Below are 19140 nucleotides of genomic sequence, written 5' to 3'. Positions count from 1 at the left end.
CGCAGCTTCGGGGAGGTCTTTCGAAAGGCGCGCTATTTGCCACGGAGGAGCAAATGACAATTGGTAGTGACCAAAACTTTTCGCAGATTTCCCGTCGTGAAGCGCTGAAGCTCGGGCTTGCGGCCGGTGTCGGCTTCTCGCTCTTCGGTGCGAGCGCGCGCATCGTCATGGCGCAGGACGGACAGGTCTTGAAGGCCATCAATCCGGCCTTCGACCAGGACTGGTCGCCGCTGCGCGGCGGCGGCAGAACCTTCCGCTGGAATTCCTTCTGGTGGGCGTCGCCGATGTATTTCGACGCCGAGGGCAAGATCCAGCCTTACGTCTTCACGAGCTGGGACTCGCCGGACAAGAAGGTCTGGACGTTCAAGATCGACCCGAAGGCAGTCTTCTCCGATGGCAGCAAGATCACTGCGGCCGATATCAAGGGCTCCTGGGAGGTTTCTTCCATGCCCAATACGAAGAACCAGCGCGTCGATCAGGTGCTGAGCAAGGTCGCCGGTTACAAGGAAATCTCCGCCGGCTCCGCCAAGGAGCTGACCGGCGTAACAACGCCTGATGAATTGACGGTTGTCTGTACGCTGACGCAGCCAGATCCGATCTTCTTCATGCGCCTTGCCAACCACATCGTCCCGATCACCAAGGCCGCCCAGTCGCGCGGCAGCGATGGTGAGGAGGTGGCCGATTGGTACAAGCCTGATAGCAGCGCCGTCTATTCCGGTCCCTTCAAGCTGACGGCGCTTGATATCGACGCCGGCACGCTGACCTTCGAGCCGAACGAAAAGTTCTTCGGACCGAAGCCGAAGCTCGCCCGCATTGAGATCAGTTCGATCGAAGACAACGTGACTGCGACCTCGCTGATCAAGTCCGGCGAATACAATGCTCACACCGAGCTCGTCACCTCGACGATCATCCAGGATCTCGGCCCGGAGTTTTCTGCCGGTCCGCTCATCCCGACCAGCCAGCATTTCTGGTTCAACACATCGCGCGCGCCGATGGATGACCCGAAGGTGCGTCAGGCGCTGATCATGGCGGTCGATCGCGACGGCCTGTTCAAGGCGTCCTATCCGGATGGTCCGCACAAGAAGGCCGACCAGATCCTGAACTCGGTTCCGGGTGCTGACAATTCCGGTTTCGAACCCTATCCGTATGATCCTGCAGCGGCCAAGAAGTTGCTGGCTGAATCGAGCTATGGCGGTCCTGAGCGTCTTCCAAAGCTGCTGTTCGTCGGCATTTCCGGCCCGGCGATCCAGGCGGCTGCCCAGTTCATCGCCGAGCAGTGGCGCCAGAACCTAGGCATCACTGCCGTCGACATGAAGCCGCAGCAGGACGCCTATGCCGGTCCGGACCAGAACTCGGTTCAGATCTTCCGTGATGACGTCGGTACGCGTGTTCCCGATGCGGTCTCCTATCTCGCCGGTTCGATCGCCTCCACCTCGTCCAACGCCCAGAACAAGCTCGGCGGATACAAGAACGACAAGGTGGACAGTCTGCTGGCGGAAGCCGCAACCAAGGCTGCCGATGATCCGGATCGCGTGAAGCTCGCGCAGGAGGCCCAGAAGGCCTTCCGCGACGACTGGGCCTTCCTTCCGTGGTACTCTCAGGCGATGTCGCGCTGGGCAACCAAGGACGTCAAGGCAATGGAAAAGAACCTCGACTGGCAGGTCGTGGCTCCCTGGGATGTTTCCATCGGCTGAAGCCGATAGCAGGGCCGCATGATGCGGCCAAAGCAGCGGCGCGAAGGCCGAAAGGCCTTCGCGCTATATTTCAAGAAGAACCGGCGGCTGCGGCCTCCCGCGGGAATGCGCCGGGCAAGAATGGGAGGTGGCCTTGCTACGCTATGTGTTCACGCGGTTTGCCATCTGGATTCCGTCTGTCCTTGTCGTGATGATGGCCGTCTACGCGATGGCGTTCTATGGCGCGGGCGATCCGATCAAGCTGATCTTCCTTCGCGCGCCTGGTGACGTCGCTTACAACCCACAGCGGATCGAGGCGATCCGCGAAAGTGCTGGTCTCAACAAGCCCTTCATCGAGCAGTTCGGCCTCTATGTCTGGAACCTCCTGCACGGGCAGTTCGGCAATTCGCTGACATCCGGCCGCTCCGTCTGGACAATGGTTTCGGCAGCTGCTCCCGTCTCCTTCCAGCTTGCACTCTGTTCCATCATCCTGACGACGGTCGTTGCGATCCCGCTCGGGATGATCGCCGCTCTGAACCAGAACAACCGCATCGACTATACGATCCTCGGTACGGCACTTTTTCTCTGGGCGATCCCTGCCTATGTCGCCGGTCCGCTGCTGATGGTGGCGCTGATCGTGCTGCTGCCGATGATCAAGGTGCCCTACGGCTGGGGCGGCGTCTTCGACATGCGCATCATCCTGCCGCTCGTCGTGCTCTCCTTCCAGCCGATCGCGCTGATCGTGCGCCAGACGCGCGCCGCCGTTATCGAAGTGCTGTCCGAAGATTTCGTTCGCACCGCGCGTGCCAAGGGCGTGCCGGAAATCGTGGTGGCGCTGAAGCATATCCTGCGCCCGGTGCTGACGCCCGTCGTCACACAGCTCGGCCTCATCATGATCACCATCGTCAACGGCGCCATCTTCGTCGAGCTCGTCTTTGGCCTGCCGGGTCTCGGCCGGTTGACCGTGCAGGCGCTCACCAATTCCGATTATCCCGTCATTCTCGCGATCACCCTGATCGGATCCTTCCTGGTCATGGTGTCGAACCTGCTGGTCGATGTGCTCTACCCGCTGCTCGATCCGCGCGCCAATGATTCCAGAAGGAGCCGCTGATCATGTCCGCTATTCCTCTTTCGACGATCGACACGGCCGAGGAGCCGCCGGTCAACCTGTGGCGCGATGCCTGGCATCGCCTGAAGCGCAACAAGCTTGCGATCTTCGGCCTGATCGTGATCGTGGTCCTCGCCTTCACGGCAATCTTCGGTCCGTATCTGACGCCATATGACTATCTCAGTCAGGATCTTGCCTCGCGCAATGCACCGCCGTCCCTCGCGCATTTTTTCGGAACTGATGATCTCGGCCGCGACGTCTTCAGCCGCATCGTGTTTGGTACGCGCACGGCCTTCCTCGTTGCCGTCATCGTCACCTTTGTCGCTGTCGTGATCGGGCTTCTGCTTGGTGCGGTCGCCGGCTTCTTCGGCAATCCCTTCGACCGGGTCATCATGTGGCTGACGGATGTGACGATGTCGGTACCGAACCTGCTTCTCGTCGTCGTTATCAATGCATCGCTGAAGACGCCGATCACCAAATGGATGGAGGCGCAGTATCTCGCGACCCTCAATCCGTTCTACCGCCAGACGGTCTGGGTGGACTTCCTCCTGGTCTTCGGTTCGATGGCGCTGATCTCCTGGCCGCCCTATGCGCGCCTCGTTCGCGCGCAGGTCCTGTCGATCCGCAATCGTCCCTACGTCATGGCGGCACAGGCGCTTGGCCTTTCCAACTGGATCGTCATCATGCGCTACATCGTGCCGAATGCGCTTGGTCCGCTGATCGTTTCCGTCAGCGCCGGCCTAGGCACGGCAATGGTGCTGGAAAGTGCCTTCAGCTTCCTCGGTGTCGGGGTTAATCCGCCCACGCCGAGCTGGGGCAACATGATCTCGGACGGCCTACGCGTATGGCAGCATTATCCGCATCTCCTCGCCGCTCCGGCGGCCGTGCTCGGTCTTGCTTCGGTGGCCTTCAGCTTCCTCGGCGATGGCCTCAACGATGCACTCAATCCGCGGGGCAGCAAATGATGAACGCAACCACCAGTGAACGCCTGCTGGACGTGAAGGACCTCACCATCGAGATCGACACGCGCCGCGGCCCGGCCGTTGTCGTCGACGGCATTGACCTCCACGTCAACAAGGGCGAGACGCTTGGCGTCGTCGGTGAATCCGGCTGCGGCAAGAGCCTGACGATGCTGAGCCTGATGCGGCTTCTGCCCAACAAGATCAAGGTAACGAAGGGTACGGCCAAGTTTGACGGCCGCGACCTGCAGAAGATGTCGAACCGCGAGCTGCGCAAGGTGCGCGGCGGCGATGTCGGCTTCGTCTTCCAGGATCCGATGACGTCGCTCAATCCGGTCATGCGCATCGGCGACCAGATCTGCGAGCCGCTGATCTATCATCGCAAGATGTCGAAGAAAGAGGCACGGGCTCGCGCCGTCGAGCTTTTGCGCCTTGTCGGCATTCCCGGGCCGGAAGAGCGGCTGATGGCCTATCCGCACGAGCTGTCCGGCGGCATGCGCCAACGCGTGATGATCGCGATCGGCCTTGCGTGCAATCCGAAGCTGTTGATCGCCGACGAGCCGACGACTGCACTCGACGTGACGATCCAGGCCCAGATCGTCGATCTGGTGAAGGATCTGCGCGCCAAGCTCGGCATGTCCGTTGTCTGGATCACCCACGACCTCGCGCTGATTGCGGGTCTCGTCGATCGCGTCGCCGTGCTCTATGCCGGCACGGTCGTGGAAGATGCGCCAGTGGACGAGCTCTATGCTCGTCCCAGCCATCCCTATACGCGTGGCCTCTTGTCCTCGATCCCGAAGCTTTCGGATGCGCCGGCAAGCCGCCTGTCCTCGATCGGCGGCACGCCGCCGGAGCCCGGCCGCCGTCCGAAGGGCTGCCCCTTTGCGCCGCGCTGCCCGCTGGCCGAAGCCGTCTGTCATGAGCGCGTGCCGCAGCTTGAGCCGATTTCCGGCAACAGCGCGCATCGTACCGCTTGTTTCGTCGTCCAGAGAATGCAGGAGGCTGCGTGATGGGTGCTCAACCGCTCTTGAAGGTCGAAAACCTCGTCAAGCATTTCTATGTCAAGCTCGGTGCTTTCGGGGAACGCTCGGCGACTGTCTATGCGCTCGACAACGTCAATCTCGAGATCATGGAAGGCGAGACGCTGAGCCTTGTCGGCGAATCCGGCTGCGGCAAGTCGACGACCGGCTTCACCATCCTCAATCTCTACAAGGCGACCAGCGGCAAGGTGGTCTACAAGGGCCAGGATCTTGCGACACTGGACGAAAAGCAGATGCGGCCGTTCCGCCGTGACCTGCAGATCGTCTTCCAGGATCCCTATTCGACGCTGAACCCGCGCATGACGGTCGGCGAGGCGATCGGCGAGCCGATCCTCTTCCACAAGCTTGCCACCAAGGCCGAGCTGAAGGACAAGGTCGCGGCGCTGCTGACGGATGTCGGCCTGCCGACACGTTTTGCCCAGCGCTATCCGCATGAGCTCTCGGGCGGCCAGCGCCAGCGTGTCGTCATTGCCCGCGCGCTTGCCTGTCAGCCGAAGTTCATCGTCTGCGACGAGGCGATCTCGGCGCTCGATGTGTCGATCCAGGCGCAGATCATCAACCTGCTGCTCGACCTGCAGGAAAAATACGGCCTGACCTATCTCTTCATCGCCCATGACCTGGCTGTCGTGCGCCATATCAGTACCCGCGTCGGCGTCATGTATCTTGGCCGTCTGGCCGAGCTCGCAACGCGTGAAGAGCTCTTCGACAATCCGCTGCATCCCTATACGAAGGCGCTGCTGTCGGCTGTTCCCGAGACCGATCCGGAGCTCGAGCGCACCCGCAAGCGCCAGATCCTGCAGGGCGATGTGCCGAGCCCGCTGAACCCGCCAACAGGCTGCCGTTTCCATACGCGCTGCCCGATCGCGATGGAGGTTTGCAGCAAGGTCATTCCGGAATGGACGGAGGCAAAGCCCGGCCATCTCGTCGCCTGCCATGCCGTCAATACGGGGCAGGCCTCATGACGCTGAAAGTCGCCATCATTGCCGACGACCTGACCGGCTCTCTCGATACGGGGACCCCCTTTGTCGAGGCCGGGCTGTCAGTCGCTGTGGCGATCGATATCGAAGCGGCCGGCAAGTCGCTGGAAACCGGTGCCGAAGTCGTGGTGGTCAATACGGCCTCGCGCGGCCTGCCGGAGGAGGAAGCGGATGCGCGCGTGCGGGCGGTTGCCGAGACCCTGCGCGCTGCCGGGTCGGCCATCTTCATGAAGAAAATCGACTCCCGGTTGAAGGGCAATGTTGCGGCCGAAAGCATTGCGCTGGCCGATGTGTTGGGTCTCAAGACTATCCTCATGGCGCCCGCCATTCCCGATCAGGAGCGCATCACCTATCGCGGTTGCGTGGTCGGGCGGGGCGTTGAGCATCCGTTGCCGATCGCCGATCTCTTTGCCGGATTTGGCCGCGAAGTATTGGTCGCCGATGCCGAGGACGATGCCGATCTCGATATCGTCGTCGTCGAGAATGACTGGCTTTCGACGCTTGCCGTCGGCGCTCGCGGTCTGGGCTCCGCACTGGCGCGCCGGCTCGGCGAGGCTGCACGGCTCCCGCCGGAATTTCTTGCGACGCGGAAGACACTTTTTGCCTTCGGCTCCCGCGATCCGATCACCGCCGCGCAGATGGACAGTCTTGAAGCCTCGGGTGCGCTCCGCATCGTCATGGATGCGCCGATGGGCGTGGTCGAAAGCGGCGAGGGGCTGGCACTGCCGGCGCTGATGCGCTGCACGGGCGAGATGAAGAGCGATGCCGCACTCGTTGCCACTCGCTTTGCGCAGGGTGTGAAATCGGTCATAGATGATACGAACCCGGACATGATCATGGTGGGTGGCGGCGATACTGCGCTTGCCGTTTTTCGCGAACTGGGCGTTTCAGTCCTGTTTCCGAAGGGGGAAATCGAAGCCGGTATTCCGTGGTTTGACGTTACCGGTGTCAACGGGCGGCAATTCCGGTGTGCCGTCAAGTCGGGGGGCTTCGGCAATTCCGATAGTTTGCTAAGACTGATCGTTCGGAATCAGGCGGCTTAACGGATGCCAGCGGGGAGAATGAGAGTGGATGAAGCGAATGGCGGATTGGTGAAGCCGGAGGCAGCGCCTGCAGCTCGACCGGAGCGCGGCAAGGCTGTGAAGCTGGTCGACCGTGTCTTCGATCAGTTGATGGAGCGTATCCGCGCCGGCAACTATCCGCCGGATTCACGCCTTCCGGGTGAACATGAACTTGCCTCTCTGCTCGGCGTCTCGCGCCCCATCGTGCGCGATGCGCTGGCGCGTCTCAGAGAGCAGGGGATTGTCTATGCAAGGCAGGGGGCTGGCACCTTCGTCAGCGCGCATGGCTCGCCGACAGCGCAGCTTGCCTATTCGCCGGTCAAGACGATTGCCGATATCCAGCGCTGCTACGAATTCCGCCTGACGATCGAGCCGGCTGCCGCCTATTTTGCCGCCAAGCGCCGCGACGATGCCGCGATCCAGAAGATTGCCGCAGCCCTTGCGGATCTGCGTGAAGCGACAAGTCATCAGCTACACCGGGTGGATGCCGACTTCGTCTTCCACCGTGCCGTCACCGAGGCGGCCAACAATCACTATTACACCGCCTCCATGGATGCGCTAAAAGCGCATATCGCCGTCGGCATGCATCTGCACGGGCTTTCGCTGCTCGGCCCACGACCGGGCCTGGAGCAGGTGTACCAGGAGCATAACGAAATCTACAAGGCGATCGCCGAGGGCAGGGCGGAGAATGCCCGTGACCTGATGCGGGCGCATCTCGAGGGTTCACGCGACCGCCTGTTCGAAGGCCGAGTGCTCGACCTGTCCTTCTAAGGAAGCGCGGCTTCGGGATGTGGACTCGAGGCCTCATTCCTCGAATAAAGCTCGTTCCGTCGCGAATATCTTGGTGATGTATTCGGCGACGGTCCGGATCGGCAGATCCTTGCGCTGCTGGCGTCGGGTGAGAAGCCAGGCCTCCCGCGGCGGCGGGACGAGTTCGAGCGAGCAAGCATAGAGGCTTTTTTCCGTGCGACCGATGTAATGCGGCAGGAGCGCCAGACCTGCGCCTGACTTGGCAGCCATCGCCTGGGAAACCTGATTGTTGGCGCGGAAAGACACACGCGCGTGCGAGAAGTGGCGGGCCAGCCAGATCGCCTCGGGCACATAGCCGTTCACCTCGTCAAATCCGACGAAGACGGGTTCGGCGCCGTTTTCGACCTGCCGGCAAACCTCCTGCGTTCCGTAAAATCCGTATCCGATCGTCGCGAGCTGCTTGGCGATGAGATCGCCGTCCTGCGGTTTTGCCAGGCGTATGGCGATGTCGGCCTCGTGGCGTTCAAGGCTTATGGTACGCAGGTCGGTCGCGAGGTCGATGTCGAGGCCCGGATATTGTTTGCTGATTTCCGCCAGCCGGGGGATCAGGAAGCCCTGCGAGAGTGCGGGCGAAGCGTTGATGCGCACCAGGCCTTTCGGCGTGTCATCCTTCCAGCCCCGTCCGAGCGTCTGGACGGAGGCTTCCATATCGCTTGCTGCAGTGAGTGCGCGGGTTCCGGCGGGTGTGAGCACATAGCCGTCCGGGCGGCGCTCGACCAGTTTTTCGCCGAGCGTTTCCTCCAGTGAATGAAGCCGGCGGGCAATCGTTGCATGGTTGACGCGCAATGTGCGGGCCGCCGCTGACAGACTGCCATGTCGCCCCAATGCGAGGAAGACCCTGATGTCCTGCCAGTCCGGCTCTGTGCGTTTTTTATCAGCCATTGGCAAAGAATAGCGAATTTTTCTCAGAAGGGAACGGGACTAAATAGGAGGCGACCTCGAAACAGAAAGGTTGCCGACATGACCTCTTCCAATCTCAATCTCACGCTTATCGGCGGACCGACCGTGCTGATCGAATACGGCACGCTCCGGCTTCTCACCGATCCGACCTTCGACCCGCCGGGCCTCTACAAGGAAACGCCCGTCCGCTTCGAAAAGACCTCCGGCCCTGCCTTCTCGGTCGACGAGATCGGTCGGCTGGACGCGGTTCTTTTGAGCCACGACCAGCACTTCGACAATCTCGATAGTGCTGGCCGGGCAATGCTTCCTGACGTCGGCACCACCTTCACGACGAAGGCTGGAGCAGAGCGGCTGGGCGGCAATGCACTGGGTCTTGCTCCGTTCGAAACCGTCACGCTGGAAGGTGCTAACGGCGAGAGGCTGTTGGTTACGGCAACGCCCGCCCGCCACGGCCCCGTCGGCATCGAGCCGATTTCCGGCGATGTCGTCGGCTTCGCCCTCGGCCGCGAAAAGCCGGGCGACCTTCTGTACGTGACTGGTGACACGGTCTGGTACGAGGGCACGGCCGAGGTTGCGCGGCTGTTTTCTCCCAAAGTCGTGCTGTTGTTTACGGGCGCTGCCGAGCCCCGTGGCCGCTTCCACGTGACGATGGGCAGCGAAGACGCTCTGGAGGCGGCGCACGCCTTCCCGAACGCGCTCCTCTTGTCCGCGCATAACGAAGGCTGGGTGCACTTCCGCGAAACTCAGGATCAGCTCGCACACACCTTTTCGGTCTTCAACCTGAGAGATCGCCTGAAACTCTTCGAAAAAGGCAAACCACTCGCCGTTGACCTAACGGCCTGATCACCTCTCAAACATGGCGCAAAGCGCCATCTTCCAAGGAGACATACCATGAGCAATGAACAGAAAGTCGCAATCGTCACCGGTGCCTCGCAGGGTATCGGCGCAGGCATCGTCGAAGCCTATCGCAAGGAAGGCTATGTCGTCGTTGCCAACTCCCGCAACATCCAGCCGTCGTCCGATGCAGGCATTGTTGCAGTACCCGGCAGCATCGGCGAGCGTGGCGTGGCCGAGCAGGTCGTCAAGACGGCCATCGAGCGTTTCGGTCGTGTCGATACGCTGATCAACAATGCCGGTATCTTCATCGGCAAGCCGTTTACCGATTACACGGTTGAAGACTTCAACAACGTCATCAACGTCAACGTTGCCGGCTTCTTCCACATCACGCAGTTTGCCATTGCCCAGATGCTGAAGCAGGGCCATGGTCACATCGTTCAGATCACGACGGCCCTTGTGGACCAGCCGATCGCCGATGTTCCCTCGGGTCTGGCGACGCTGACCAAGGGCGGTCTCGATGCCGTCACCCGTGGGCTTGCCATCGAATATGCCAAGCGCGGCATTCGCGTGAATGCGGTGGCACCCGGTATCATCAGGACGCCGATGCATGCGCCGGAAACGCACGCTTTCCTCAGCGCCCTGCATCCGGTCGGCCGCTTGGGTGAGGTGAGCGAAGTCGTCGATGCCGTGCTCTATCTGGAGCGTGCTGGCTTCGTCACCGGCGAGACGCTGAATGTCGACGGCGGCCAGCACGCCGGTCGCTGGTAAGCCGAGAGATAGGCAACGGACGGAGCGCTCCATAGCGCCCGTCCTTCAAGGAGAACGACAATGCCTTATGTGAATATCAAAGTGACGCGTGAAGGCACGGCTCCGGGCGCAACCAGCACGACGCCGGAGCAGAAAGCCGCCCTGATTAAAGGCGTCAGCGATCTGCTCTTCGATATCCTCGGCAAGCCGCACGACAGCACCTTTGTCGTCATTGATGAAGTCGAGATGGAAAACTGGGGTGTCGGTGGTGTGCCTGTGCCTGAATATCGCAAGCAGCTTGCGGAAAAAGCAGCAAAGCAGAAATAGTGTCGTGGCGGCCTGCAAAGCCGCCACTCGCTTATGATCAAACGCAATGCATGGAGTATCGTGTCATGGGCAATTGGCAGGACAATCGTATCATCGGCCTCTTCGGGATCGAGCTCCCCATCATTCAGGCCCCAATGGCAGGCGCGACCACGCCCGAGATGGTGATTGCGGCGAGCGAAGCCGGCGGTCTTGGATCGCTTCCTGCCGCCCTTCTGACGATCGAGCAGACGAGAGCAGCGCTTGACCAGATCCGTGCCGCCACCAACAAGCCGATCAATGTGAACTTCTTCGCGCATACCAATCCTGCCGCCGATCCCGTTGCGCAGATGGCGTGGCGTACCGCTCTCGCACCCTATTATGTTGAGCTGGGGCTGGATCCCGCCGTGCCGGTTCCGGCGGCAGGAAGAGCGCCCTTCGATGACAATTATTGCGCCCTTGTCGAAAGCTACCGGCCTGAGGTCGTGAGCTTCCATTTCGGATTGCCGGGTCCGGATCTCCTCGAGCGTGTGCGTCGCACCGGCGCGAGGATCATCGCCTCGGCAACGACGGTTGCGGAAGCGCGCTGGCTCGCCAAGCATCGCGTCGATGCTGTCATTGCGATGGGTTTCGAAGCCGGAGGGCATCGCGGCAATTTCCTGAGCGATGACATGGCAACTCAGGTCGGCACGATGGCGCTGGTGCCGCAGGTTGCCGAGGCGGTTTCGGTGCCCGTCATTGCAGCAGGCGGCATCAGCGATCGGCGGGGTGTTCGCGCCGCCTTCGCGCTCGGCGCATCGGCCGTTCAGGTCGGCACGGCTTATCTTTTAACGCCGGAGGCAAAGATTACCGCGTTTCATCGCGAGGCGCTCAAATTGGCGCGGGACGACAATACGGCCGTCACCAATGTCTTCACCGGCCGTCCGGCACGGGGGATCGTCAATCGTTTCATGCGGGAGATCGGACCGCTTGCGAAGGCTGCACCGGCCTTCCCGACCGCCGGCGGTGCGCTTGCGCCGCTGAGAGCGGTGACCGAGAAGGATGGCAGGCCGGATTTCAGCAATATGTGGGCCGGTCAGGCCGCGAGCCTAGCGCGCGAAATGTCGGCGGCGGCGCTGACACGTTACCTCGTCGAGGCCGATTAAGACGGTCGCTGCCGTTACAATAATATGTCAGCCCTCCGCGCCGGCTGCCTTCGCCTGCTGGGCAGCGCGGAGCGTGGCTGTTGCGGCCGCCGCAGCGCCGTTCTTGTCGTCGCCGCCGACCTGAACCATGGGCTGGGCGAATTCGATGCCGTTGCTCTGGAAGGCTTCCCGGATCATGGCGTAGGCCTTGCGGCGGATATAGGTCTGCATGCCGGGCACGGTCGTCATGGCGAAACTCAGGACGATGCCGTAGTCGCCGAATTCCTCGACGCCCTTCATCTTGAGCGGCTCGATGAAGAGGGGACCGACCTCGGCATCTTCTTTCAGCTCTGCGCCGATCGCCTTGGTAATTTTCCGGGCCTTGTTGATGTCGGTGTTATAGGCGACCGAGATGCGGAATTTGTCGATCACCCAGTCGCGGCTCATGTTCTCCACAGCGCCGAGCTCTCCGAAGGGGACAGTGAAGACTGGGCCGCGATGGTGGCGCAGCCGCACCGAGCGCAGGCTGAAGCCTTCCACCGTTCCCTTGTAGTTTTTCGCCTGAATATATTCGCCGACGCGGAAGGCATCGTCGAGCATGTAGAAAACGCCGCTGATGACGTCCTTGACGAGGGTTTGCGAGCCGAATCCGATCGCTACGCCGAAGATGCCCGCGCCGGCGATCAGCGGTCCGATCTCGACGCCAAGCTGGGAGAGAACGATCAGGCCGGCCATGACCGCCACCATGACGGCAAGTCCATTGCGGAAGATCGGCAAAAGTGTGCGGAATCTCGCGCGTTTTGCCACTTCGGCAGGGGCGAGGCCGGTCGCGTCTGCAGAGGTTGTAATGGTGCGATCGATCCAGCCCTTGGCAAGCTGCCAGAGAAGATCGGCAATCAAAAGCACGATGACGCCTTTCAGCAATCCATTGAGGACGGCGGCTATCGTCGCGTTCTGATTTGCGAGGGAATCCGGGCTGAAGCGCCAGACGAGAGCAAGCCACCCAGCAGCGAGCGCGATGACGATTGCCCGACTGCCGCGCACGAGCAATATGCTCTTCGGACTCTCAGGCGGTGCAGAAGTGAGTGTTGCCGCAGCCCGGCCCGTGGCGCGCAACAGATCCGGCAGGACAAGGACATAGACGCCGATCCAGAAAAGACCTTGCAGATCCAGGCACCAGAGTGCCCATAGGAGGGCAAGAAAGGCGGTCAGCCCTGCCTTTATGACAAGGGGATGGATGAGAGCCGACCAGACCGTTTCAATCGCCAGCGCCAGTAGAAGAATCGAGAAGCCGTAGGAGATCGCTTCGGTGACGGCGGGATCAACGCCAAGTGGTGCTCCGAGTGTTGAGGTTGCTACAGCAAACAGTGTGATGCCGAGAAAGATTCGGGCGCGGATAACAAGCCCGGGGCGATTGCTTTCCACGAGGCCAATCAGGACAGCGCCGATGCGGTAGACGATGAAGGCGACCAGATAGGCAAGGAGGACCAGCCGGGCGAGCGGCGGCCATTCGACGGCGAAGAATATGATCGCCACAACCACGCTAAAGACTGCGACCGGAAGAAGACGGGCGACCGGGCCGATCGATGCGGGGCGCGCGCGCCTGAAGAGCCATTCGGCGGCCGCGCCTATTGCGACTAAGCCGGCAAAAATCAGGAAGATCGGCGCATAGCCGTGTGAGACGGCGTCCTGGCGAGCACGAGCGGCGCCTTCGGACATTTCGGAGGGGATGCGCGGAACGGCCGCAAGAATACCATCGATGCGCGCGCGCACTCGCGCTTCCCAGGTCGCAAAGCCTGATGGCTGGGCGGCTGCGGCTGTTGCGTCCTGCTCCTTCTTCCGACTTTCCAGCCAGGTTTGGATCTCGGGATCCTGCAACAGGCCTATCAGTTGGTCGATCTTCTGCTGAGGCGGTGGTGGCGCGGTTTGAGCCGCCGCCGCGGTCACAACGAGGAAAGCCAGAAGAAATACCGCCAGCCTGATCATCCTAGATGTCTCCCGGCGAAGCTGCCGGTTGCAGCAGAGGCCGTCACCGATCTGTCCATGCGCTCATCCTTACACAAATAGAAGGATGTGCACAGCCGATGCGTTTAGGGGAGTACGTTACGGTAAACTCCGGCGTAAAGGCGAGGGAGGAAGCGTAAACGGTGGCGAATTTACGGTAACGTACTTCCATCTTCCGCCCGCCACTCCATAGTTGGCGGGATGAGCAGGAGGCCGAAATTCCAATGCGTGGGAAAGGAGGCATTAATCGCAACAGTACCGAAACCGCACAGCGCGGGCTGTGGCGGCTCATGCTGAAATTGCCTGCCATGCGCGGCAGACTGCAGCTTCTCGCATCGAAATCCCATTCGCTCGACGATCTCTTCGAGGCTTATGAAGAAGCAAGCCTCGCTCTGGGGCGGCTGATGCGGCAGCCTGGAGACGAGCATTATCCGATGGTGACAGAATACGAAACCATCTGTGCCGAAATCGAATCCGACATCATCCAATATGTCCTGGAACACCGCCCGAGCGTGCCGGATTGAGGCGCTGACTCGCGTTAAAATCTATCGTCTACTGGTTTTGTTAGCATTTTCGGTTGCAACCTTCTGCTGTCTCGGCGATAAACATCTCTGTTATACTTTAGCCTAATCAGCGCGTACGGGGCGATCATGGGTGCTGAAGTACACGATACCAGGGCATGCGAAGTATCGTTGCCGGAGGCCAGGGCGGAACTCGAACGAATTCTGTCCGATCCCAGATTCCACGCCACGGAACGGCAACGGGCCATTCTCAGGTATCTTGCGGAAAGGCGTTTCGCCGGCTGCGAGGAGGGGGTTAAGGCCTATTCCATCGCACTAGACGTTCTCGGCCGAGCGAGCAATTTCGATGCATCCAACGATCCAATCGTGCGCATCGAGGTGAGCCGGCTGCGTTCGTCGGTCGAGAACTATTACGAAGCCTTCGGTGCCGAGCGTGATGTGACAATCCACATCCCCAAGGGAACGTATGTGACGCTTTTCCCCCGTTCGCATGTGCCTTACGAACAAGACGAGGAAAAGCTGGCGTTGGAAAGCGATCTGCCCGAGACGCCGGATGATGTTCCGGTTTCTCAAGTTGCGGAGAGCTCTGTTGCCGCTTCACCCTCAGGTCGGCCTCTGGCGATATATGCCAGCGGGGCGCTGCTGCTGTGCGTCGCGATTGTCGCCGGCGCTGTCGCATATGCATCGAAGCCGTCCCTGACGGTCCGTCCGTCCGTTGCTCTTTCCATGGATGCAGTCGACAGCAGGCTGCAGGGCGAGGCCAGCCAGACGCGCGATATGCTGCTGACGGCGCTGACACAATTCCAGACGCTGACAGTGGCGAAGGCGGGTCATGCCGGTAAGCAAGCCCAGAAGGTCGCGGGGCGGGCCTATGAAATCGACATGAAATATTACGGCGACGGCGATATCAGAAGCGTCTGGTGGCAGATCGTCGATAGCCAGTCCGGCGACCTCCTGAAATCGGGGCTCGAAAAGATCGCCATCGATGGCAGGAGCCCGGCAGCGACCCGGCAGGAGATCGTCGATGTTCTTGCTCGCCGCTTTGCAGCGACGCGGGGCGCGATCAACAATATCGAAACCCATGCCAGCAGTACGGAGTCAATCGGTAATGCCTGTGTCCTGCGTGCAGAATATCAGCTCGATGACGGCAGCTCGGACAATATGGCCGCGGTGCGCTCCTGTCTCGAACGGACGCTTGCCGCCGATCCGAGCAATTCCGATGCCAAGGCGCTGCTCGCACGTGTCCTCATCGCGCCGGAGGCCGCGGCCGGGGATGCCGCGGTGCGCGCCCGTGCTCTCGATTTGGCAAACCGCGCGGTTTCGCTCGCCCCAATGTCGGACCGCGCCTATGTGGCGCTGATGATGACGCAGTTCGCCGACGGGCGCATCGATGCGGCGCTGCAGGCCGGGAACCGGGCGATCTCGCTCAATCCGAGCAATCCGGATGCGGTGGCGAAACTTGCTTCCGTACTGTTTTCGGCCGGTTACTTCGACGCCGGTGTCGCCATGGCGCAGGATGCGGGGCGGGCCGTCGATATCGTGCCGCGTGATGCCATGCTCGTGCTTGCCCTGGATGCTTATCGCCGCGGTGATTGGTCGGAGGCCTCATTGCTTGCCGAACAGGTGAACTGCACCGATTTCGTCGTGCGGGCTTTACGGGTGGCCGCACTCGGTCAGCTCGGTTCCGACCAGGCGAAGGAGCGGCTTGCCGATGTGCGGGGCAGGGATCCGGATTTCGAGCGCACCTTGCGTTGGAAGCTCGAGGCAAGGCGCTTCCAGCCATTGCTTTCGGCAGAGATCGTAGCAGGACTGACAAAGGCGGGGGCCGTATTCGCGCTCAACGACGTCACCGGAGCCGTGAACCCGTAAATGGGATTAGCTGCTCGCTCCCGTTCTCTGCAAAGCTCTCCTGCAACCTGGTCGGCCGATGCGACGAGAACATTCGAAGCGTTTTTCCTTTCGGCTTCCGAGGCAGAAGCGTCGCAATATCCCGAAAACGACAGGCCCGTTTACAGCGGCATTTACGGCGCGGTTTACCGTAACGTACTTCCGCGTAGAGCCGGAGATGTATCCTATCGCTACAGGGGCGATTAAATTCGTGGGTCAGCAGAGGGATATTGGATGCGAACCACCATGCTATTGCTTTCCGCGGCCATTCTGGCCGCTCCCGTAGTCGTGAAGGCTGCGGATATTGCTCCCGTTCTCGCTCCGCAGCCGCTGCCGGATGATCCCGACAAATGGACCTTTTCGATCTCGCCCTATTTCTGGGCCGCCGGGATCACGGGCGACACCGGCGTTTTCGGCCTTCCGGAGGTTCATGTCGACGAGAGTTTCGGCGACATTCTCTCGGATATCGATTTCGGCTTCATGGCAGCGGGCGATGCCCGTTATGACCGTTTCAGCATCGTGACCGATATTATCTATGCCCGCATAACGACGGACTCGGCCACGCCGCGCGGCATATTCGCCGACGAGGTCGACCTGAAAACGGAAACCTTCACGGCGATGATCGGTGCGGGTTACTCGGTGATTGACGAGCCCCAGGGCCGCCTCGATGTGATCGGCGGCGTGAAGATCTGGTATACCGAAACGACGATTTCCTTTTCCGGCGGCCCGCTGGGCGGCGTGTCAGGCACTGACGATGCCACTTGGGTCGATGCCATGGCCGGCGTCAGGGGGATGTATTCGATCACGCCTTCGGTCTATTTTACCGGGTGGGGTCTGATCGGCGCCGGCGGTGCCGATCTCGACTGGGATGTCATGGCGGCTATCGGCTACAAATGGAATGACACCATTTCCGCCATTGCCGGCTATCGTGCTCTCGGCGTGAACTATAGTGACGATACCCTGACCAACGATATCGTCGAGCATGGCCCGATCCTGGGCGTCGTCTTTCATTTCTGAGATTGCGCGAGGGCGCTCGCGGCAATCACCCGACCGAGTGCTTTTTCACTGATCGAAAGCGAAGATCTTTTTCCAGTCGTTCTTCATGTCGACCACCAGCCAGTTGCGACGCTCGGCCTCGTTGAGTGCCTTATCCAGCTTCCCGAAGGCTGAATCCCTATCATAGGCGTATTCCCGCGCGGCGTCGGTATGGTGGACCAGCATGGCGAAGCCCGGACCCTTGCCCGCCGTCGTCCAGCGCATCATCTCGTAGTCGCCATCCGAATTGCCGGCGACGAAGATCGGCCTGAGGCCAATGAACTTGTTGATGCCCACCGGCTTGCCTGGACCATCGTCGACAAAGTCGATCTTCGGCAGGCGTCTGAGGACCGGAACGTCGCCGACCAGATCATATTCGGTGGCAATCGTACTGCCGACGACCTGTTCGGGCGGGATGCCGTAGATCTTTTCCGTCACCGGACGCATGAATTCCACGCCGCCGCCCGAGACGATATAGGTGCGAAAGCTGTTGGCGCGCAGATAGTCCAGCAGTTCGCGCATCGGCAGGTAGGTCATCTCGGTATAGAGCTTGCCGGTCTTCGGATGTTTCGATGCCGCAAACCAGTCGGTGACGATCGTGTTGAATTCGTCCGTGGTCGTGTTGGCATGCGTCACCATCACGAGGTCCACCATGCCCTTTTCACCACCTCTTGCGACGCCTTTCAGGTCGCCGCCGAGAACGCTCTTGAAGGGCTCTCTGGTCTTCCATTCGGGATGCTGTGGCGCGAGCGTCTTGACCCGGTCGAGCACAAAGCCGAGCTGCGCGTAGTAGGGCTGCTCGGACCAAAGCGTGCCGTCATTGTCGAAGACGGCGATGCGGTTCAAAGGCGCGACATAACGCTCACCACCCTCCGTGACGGTTGCCTTGACGAAATCCATGATGCGGCTCTTGGCGGACGTGTCATTCCACGAAGGCAGCGGCTCCTGCGCGAGGACCGGGTTCCACGCTGCCGCGATCAGAAGGATGAGAGCGACGACGAGGGAGGCAAGGCTTGCGTCAATGGTTTGAGTGGATCGTCTCATGGACGTCCTCCGGTGGCGCTGAAACGCGTTTGATGCAGCGGAAGCCGAGATGGCTCGTCGATGTATCCTCCGGCTCGGCATGGCGGGCGGCCGGGCGATAGCGACGGCAGTAATTCGGTGCACAAAGATGCGAGCCGCCCTTCAGCACACGGCGCGGAATGCGGATGCTGGGTTGGCGGGGATCGTAACTCGCCTCCACGCCGCCGCCGCGCGGATTGCTTGGAATGCAGCAGGCTTTTGCAGCGGGTTCCGTGTGGCGGTCGGACCAGTAGTCGGTGGTCCATTCCCAGACATTGCCGATCATGTCGTAGAGGCCGTAGCCGTTCGGCGGAAAGCTGCGAACGGGCGAAGTCCGCTCATGGCCTTTCGGTTTCGTGGATGTCACGGGGAAGGTTCCCTGCCAGGTGTTGGCCATGGGGGTGCCGCCGGGCATCAGCTCGTTGCCCCAGGCGAATTCGGTATCGTCCAGGCCGCCGCGAGCTGCAAGCTCCCATTCCGCTTCACTCGGCAGGTCAAGGCCTGCCCAGTCCGCATAGGCCTTGGCATCGCACCAGGCGACATGAACGACGGGGTGGTCGAGCTTGCCGCGCAGGTCGCTCAGGCCACCGAGCGGCCTGCGCCAGTTCGCACCGAACTTGAAGGTCCACCACTGGGTGATATCAGACCCACTGACCGTCTTCGGCTGGAAAAAGACAAGCGATCCGGCGCGCAGCATCTCTGGCCTGGCGCCGGGGTAGTCCCTTGCCTCGGGCGTCTTTTCGGCGAAGGTGATATAGCCGGTCGCCTTGACGAACTCCGTGAACCTGCGGTTCGTGACCGGGATTTCGTCGATCCAGAAGCCATTGACCTTCACGGGATGTGCGGGCGCTTCCTCCGGGTAGTGGTCGTTCGAACCCATCGTGAAGGTCCGGCCGGGAATCCAGACCATGCCTTCGGGTGTCGCTCCCGAAGCCTGCCCATCGTCGAATGCCAACGCCATCGTCACCTCCGGAGTCTGAGCTTGAAGTTTCGCGCTTAAGCGGGGGAGACGGAAGTACGTTACCGTAAACGCGCTCGCGCGCGAGGTAATGGCTGGCGTAAATTTACGGTAACGTACTTGTTTGCGAGGGT

At 61.2% G+C, this 19140-nt stretch carries 18 protein-coding genes; 14 read left to right on the top strand and 4 right to left on the bottom strand.

The window, feature by feature from the left end; all coding sequences use genetic code 11:
- Window positions 1–53: 53 nt before the first annotated feature.
- The 7 genes from AB4Z13_RS23650 (at window position 54) to AB4Z13_RS23620 (ending at window position 7589) form a co-directional block, all read left to right on the top strand.
- Entirely contained in the window at window positions 54–1694 is a 1641-nt protein-coding gene (locus AB4Z13_RS23650; RefSeq protein ID WP_439016425.1) for an ABC transporter substrate-binding protein, read from the top strand.
- Between the two features lie 133 nt (window positions 1695–1827).
- On the top strand, window positions 1828–2784 hold the full coding sequence (locus AB4Z13_RS23645; RefSeq protein WP_442206928.1) for an ABC transporter permease: 957 nt from the start codon (window positions 1828–1830) through the stop codon (window positions 2782–2784).
- Between the two features lie 2 nt (window positions 2785–2786).
- Window positions 2787–3746 (top strand): ABC transporter permease, encoded by a 960-nt coding sequence (locus AB4Z13_RS23640; RefSeq protein WP_113322719.1) that lies wholly within the window; start codon window positions 2787–2789, stop codon window positions 3744–3746.
- Window positions 3746–4750 carry an ABC transporter ATP-binding protein gene (locus AB4Z13_RS23635; RefSeq protein ID WP_113322717.1) on the top strand — a complete coding sequence of 335 codons (1005 nt, stop codon included), beginning with the start codon at window positions 3746–3748 and terminating at the stop codon, window positions 4748–4750. The genes AB4Z13_RS23640 and AB4Z13_RS23635 overlap by 1 nt, the downstream gene beginning before the upstream one ends.
- Window positions 4750–5742 (top strand): ABC transporter ATP-binding protein, encoded by a 993-nt coding sequence (locus AB4Z13_RS23630; protein WP_442206927.1) that lies wholly within the window; start codon window positions 4750–4752, stop codon window positions 5740–5742. Before AB4Z13_RS23635 ends, AB4Z13_RS23630 begins: the two co-directional genes overlap by 1 nt.
- Window positions 5739–6800, top strand: coding sequence for a four-carbon acid sugar kinase family protein (locus AB4Z13_RS23625; protein WP_113322715.1), 1062 nt, complete (start codon window positions 5739–5741; stop codon window positions 6798–6800). The genes AB4Z13_RS23630 and AB4Z13_RS23625 overlap by 4 nt, the downstream gene beginning before the upstream one ends.
- Before the next feature lie 18 nt (window positions 6801–6818).
- Window positions 6819–7589: a FadR/GntR family transcriptional regulator gene (locus AB4Z13_RS23620; protein ID WP_113322714.1), complete on the top strand. Its 771-nt coding sequence runs from the start codon at window positions 6819–6821 to the stop codon at window positions 7587–7589.
- A gap of 33 nt (window positions 7590–7622) precedes the next feature.
- Here the strand turns inward: AB4Z13_RS23620 and AB4Z13_RS23615 are convergent, their stop codons facing one another.
- Entirely contained in the window at window positions 7623–8510 is an 888-nt protein-coding gene (locus AB4Z13_RS23615) for a LysR family transcriptional regulator (protein ID WP_113322712.1), read from the bottom strand.
- 78 nt (window positions 8511–8588) lie between these two features.
- Here AB4Z13_RS23615 and AB4Z13_RS23610 point away from each other — a divergent pair, with 78 nt between their 5' ends.
- From AB4Z13_RS23610 to AB4Z13_RS23595, 4 genes are all read left to right on the top strand, one after another.
- Window positions 8589–9371: an MBL fold metallo-hydrolase gene (locus AB4Z13_RS23610; RefSeq protein ID WP_442206926.1), complete on the top strand. Its 783-nt coding sequence runs from the start codon at window positions 8589–8591 to the stop codon at window positions 9369–9371.
- Window positions 9372–9419: 48 nt separating this feature from the next.
- A complete protein-coding gene (locus tag AB4Z13_RS23605) occupies window positions 9420–10133 on the top strand; it encodes an SDR family oxidoreductase (RefSeq protein WP_113322708.1) in 714 nt (237 codons plus the stop codon).
- Between the two features lie 60 nt (window positions 10134–10193).
- Entirely contained in the window at window positions 10194–10439 is a 246-nt protein-coding gene (locus AB4Z13_RS23600) for a tautomerase family protein (RefSeq protein ID WP_113322707.1), read from the top strand.
- A gap of 65 nt (window positions 10440–10504) precedes the next feature.
- On the top strand, window positions 10505–11560 hold the full coding sequence (locus AB4Z13_RS23595; RefSeq protein WP_113322705.1) for an NAD(P)H-dependent flavin oxidoreductase: 1056 nt from the start codon (window positions 10505–10507) through the stop codon (window positions 11558–11560).
- A gap of 27 nt (window positions 11561–11587) precedes the next feature.
- Here AB4Z13_RS23595 and AB4Z13_RS23590 read toward each other — a convergent pair whose 3' ends face one another.
- The gene (locus tag AB4Z13_RS23590) at window positions 11588–13525 is read right to left on the bottom strand and encodes a mechanosensitive ion channel family protein (RefSeq protein ID WP_113322703.1); all 1938 of its coding nucleotides are present in this window, start codon (window positions 13523–13525) and stop codon (window positions 11588–11590) included.
- A 242-nt stretch (window positions 13526–13767) separates the two neighbouring features.
- On the opposite strand from AB4Z13_RS23590, the gene AB4Z13_RS23585 reads away from it, so the two are divergent.
- The 3 genes from AB4Z13_RS23585 to AB4Z13_RS23575 all read left to right on the top strand — a co-directional run bounded on the left by AB4Z13_RS23585 (window position 13768) and on the right by AB4Z13_RS23575 (window position 16968).
- Window positions 13768–14067, top strand: a complete 300-nt coding sequence (locus tag AB4Z13_RS23585; protein ID WP_113322702.1) for a hypothetical protein — start codon at window positions 13768–13770, stop codon at window positions 14065–14067.
- 126 nt (window positions 14068–14193) lie between these two features.
- On the top strand, window positions 14194–15933 hold the full coding sequence (locus tag AB4Z13_RS23580) for a hypothetical protein (protein ID WP_113322700.1): 1740 nt from the start codon (window positions 14194–14196) through the stop codon (window positions 15931–15933).
- A 252-nt stretch (window positions 15934–16185) separates the two neighbouring features.
- Window positions 16186–16968 carry a DUF481 domain-containing protein gene (locus tag AB4Z13_RS23575; protein ID WP_113322699.1) on the top strand — a complete coding sequence of 261 codons (783 nt, stop codon included), beginning with the start codon at window positions 16186–16188 and terminating at the stop codon, window positions 16966–16968.
- A 45-nt stretch (window positions 16969–17013) separates the two neighbouring features.
- Here AB4Z13_RS23575 and AB4Z13_RS23570 read toward each other — a convergent pair whose 3' ends face one another.
- The gene (locus tag AB4Z13_RS23570) at window positions 17014–18030 is read right to left on the bottom strand and encodes an HAD family hydrolase (protein WP_113322697.1); all 1017 of its coding nucleotides are present in this window, start codon (window positions 18028–18030) and stop codon (window positions 17014–17016) included.
- The gene (locus AB4Z13_RS23565; RefSeq protein ID WP_113322695.1) at window positions 18005–19009 is read right to left on the bottom strand and encodes a formylglycine-generating enzyme family protein; all 1005 of its coding nucleotides are present in this window, start codon (window positions 19007–19009) and stop codon (window positions 18005–18007) included. The genes AB4Z13_RS23570 and AB4Z13_RS23565 overlap by 26 nt, the downstream gene beginning before the upstream one ends.
- Between the last annotated feature and the right edge of the window lie 131 nt (window positions 19010–19140).

The sequence above is a fragment of the Rhizobium sp. YAF28 genome, assembly GCF_052113285.1.
Lineage (GTDB): Bacteria > Pseudomonadota > Alphaproteobacteria > Rhizobiales > Rhizobiaceae > Rhizobium.
Note: the sequence above shows the minus strand (reverse complement) of the source record. Positions and strands in the feature narration are given on the sequence as shown.

Coding starts and splice junctions, on each gene's coding strand:
- AB4Z13_RS23625 (WP_113322715.1), top strand. CDS start 5,739: ATGACGCTGAAAGTCGCCATCATTGCCGACGACCTGACCGGCTCTCTC.
- AB4Z13_RS23630 (WP_442206927.1), top strand. CDS start 4,750: ATGGGTGCTCAACCGCTCTTGAAGGTCGAAAACCTCGTCAAGCATTTC.
- AB4Z13_RS23590 (WP_113322703.1), bottom strand. CDS start 13,525: ATGATCAGGCTGGCGGTATTTCTTCTGGCTTTCCTCGTTGTGACCGCG.
- AB4Z13_RS23600 (WP_113322707.1), top strand. CDS start 10,194: ATGCCTTATGTGAATATCAAAGTGACGCGTGAAGGCACGGCTCCGGGC.
- AB4Z13_RS23640 (WP_113322719.1), top strand. CDS start 2,787: ATGTCCGCTATTCCTCTTTCGACGATCGACACGGCCGAGGAGCCGCCG.
- AB4Z13_RS23615 (WP_113322712.1), bottom strand. CDS start 8,510: ATGGCTGATAAAAAACGCACAGAGCCGGACTGGCAGGACATCAGGGTC.
- AB4Z13_RS23635 (WP_113322717.1), top strand. CDS start 3,746: ATGAACGCAACCACCAGTGAACGCCTGCTGGACGTGAAGGACCTCACC.
- AB4Z13_RS23650 (WP_439016425.1), top strand. CDS start 54: ATGACAATTGGTAGTGACCAAAACTTTTCGCAGATTTCCCGTCGTGAA.
- AB4Z13_RS23565 (WP_113322695.1), bottom strand. CDS start 19,009: ATGGCGTTGGCATTCGACGATGGGCAGGCTTCGGGAGCGACACCCGAA.
- AB4Z13_RS23605 (WP_113322708.1), top strand. CDS start 9,420: ATGAGCAATGAACAGAAAGTCGCAATCGTCACCGGTGCCTCGCAGGGT.
- AB4Z13_RS23585 (WP_113322702.1), top strand. CDS start 13,768: ATGCGTGGGAAAGGAGGCATTAATCGCAACAGTACCGAAACCGCACAG.
- AB4Z13_RS23595 (WP_113322705.1), top strand. CDS start 10,505: ATGGGCAATTGGCAGGACAATCGTATCATCGGCCTCTTCGGGATCGAG.
- AB4Z13_RS23580 (WP_113322700.1), top strand. CDS start 14,194: ATGGGTGCTGAAGTACACGATACCAGGGCATGCGAAGTATCGTTGCCG.
- AB4Z13_RS23610 (WP_442206926.1), top strand. CDS start 8,589: ATGACCTCTTCCAATCTCAATCTCACGCTTATCGGCGGACCGACCGTG.
- AB4Z13_RS23570 (WP_113322697.1), bottom strand. CDS start 18,030: ATGAGACGATCCACTCAAACCATTGACGCAAGCCTTGCCTCCCTCGTC.
- AB4Z13_RS23575 (WP_113322699.1), top strand. CDS start 16,186: ATGCGAACCACCATGCTATTGCTTTCCGCGGCCATTCTGGCCGCTCCC.
- AB4Z13_RS23620 (WP_113322714.1), top strand. CDS start 6,819: ATGAGAGTGGATGAAGCGAATGGCGGATTGGTGAAGCCGGAGGCAGCG.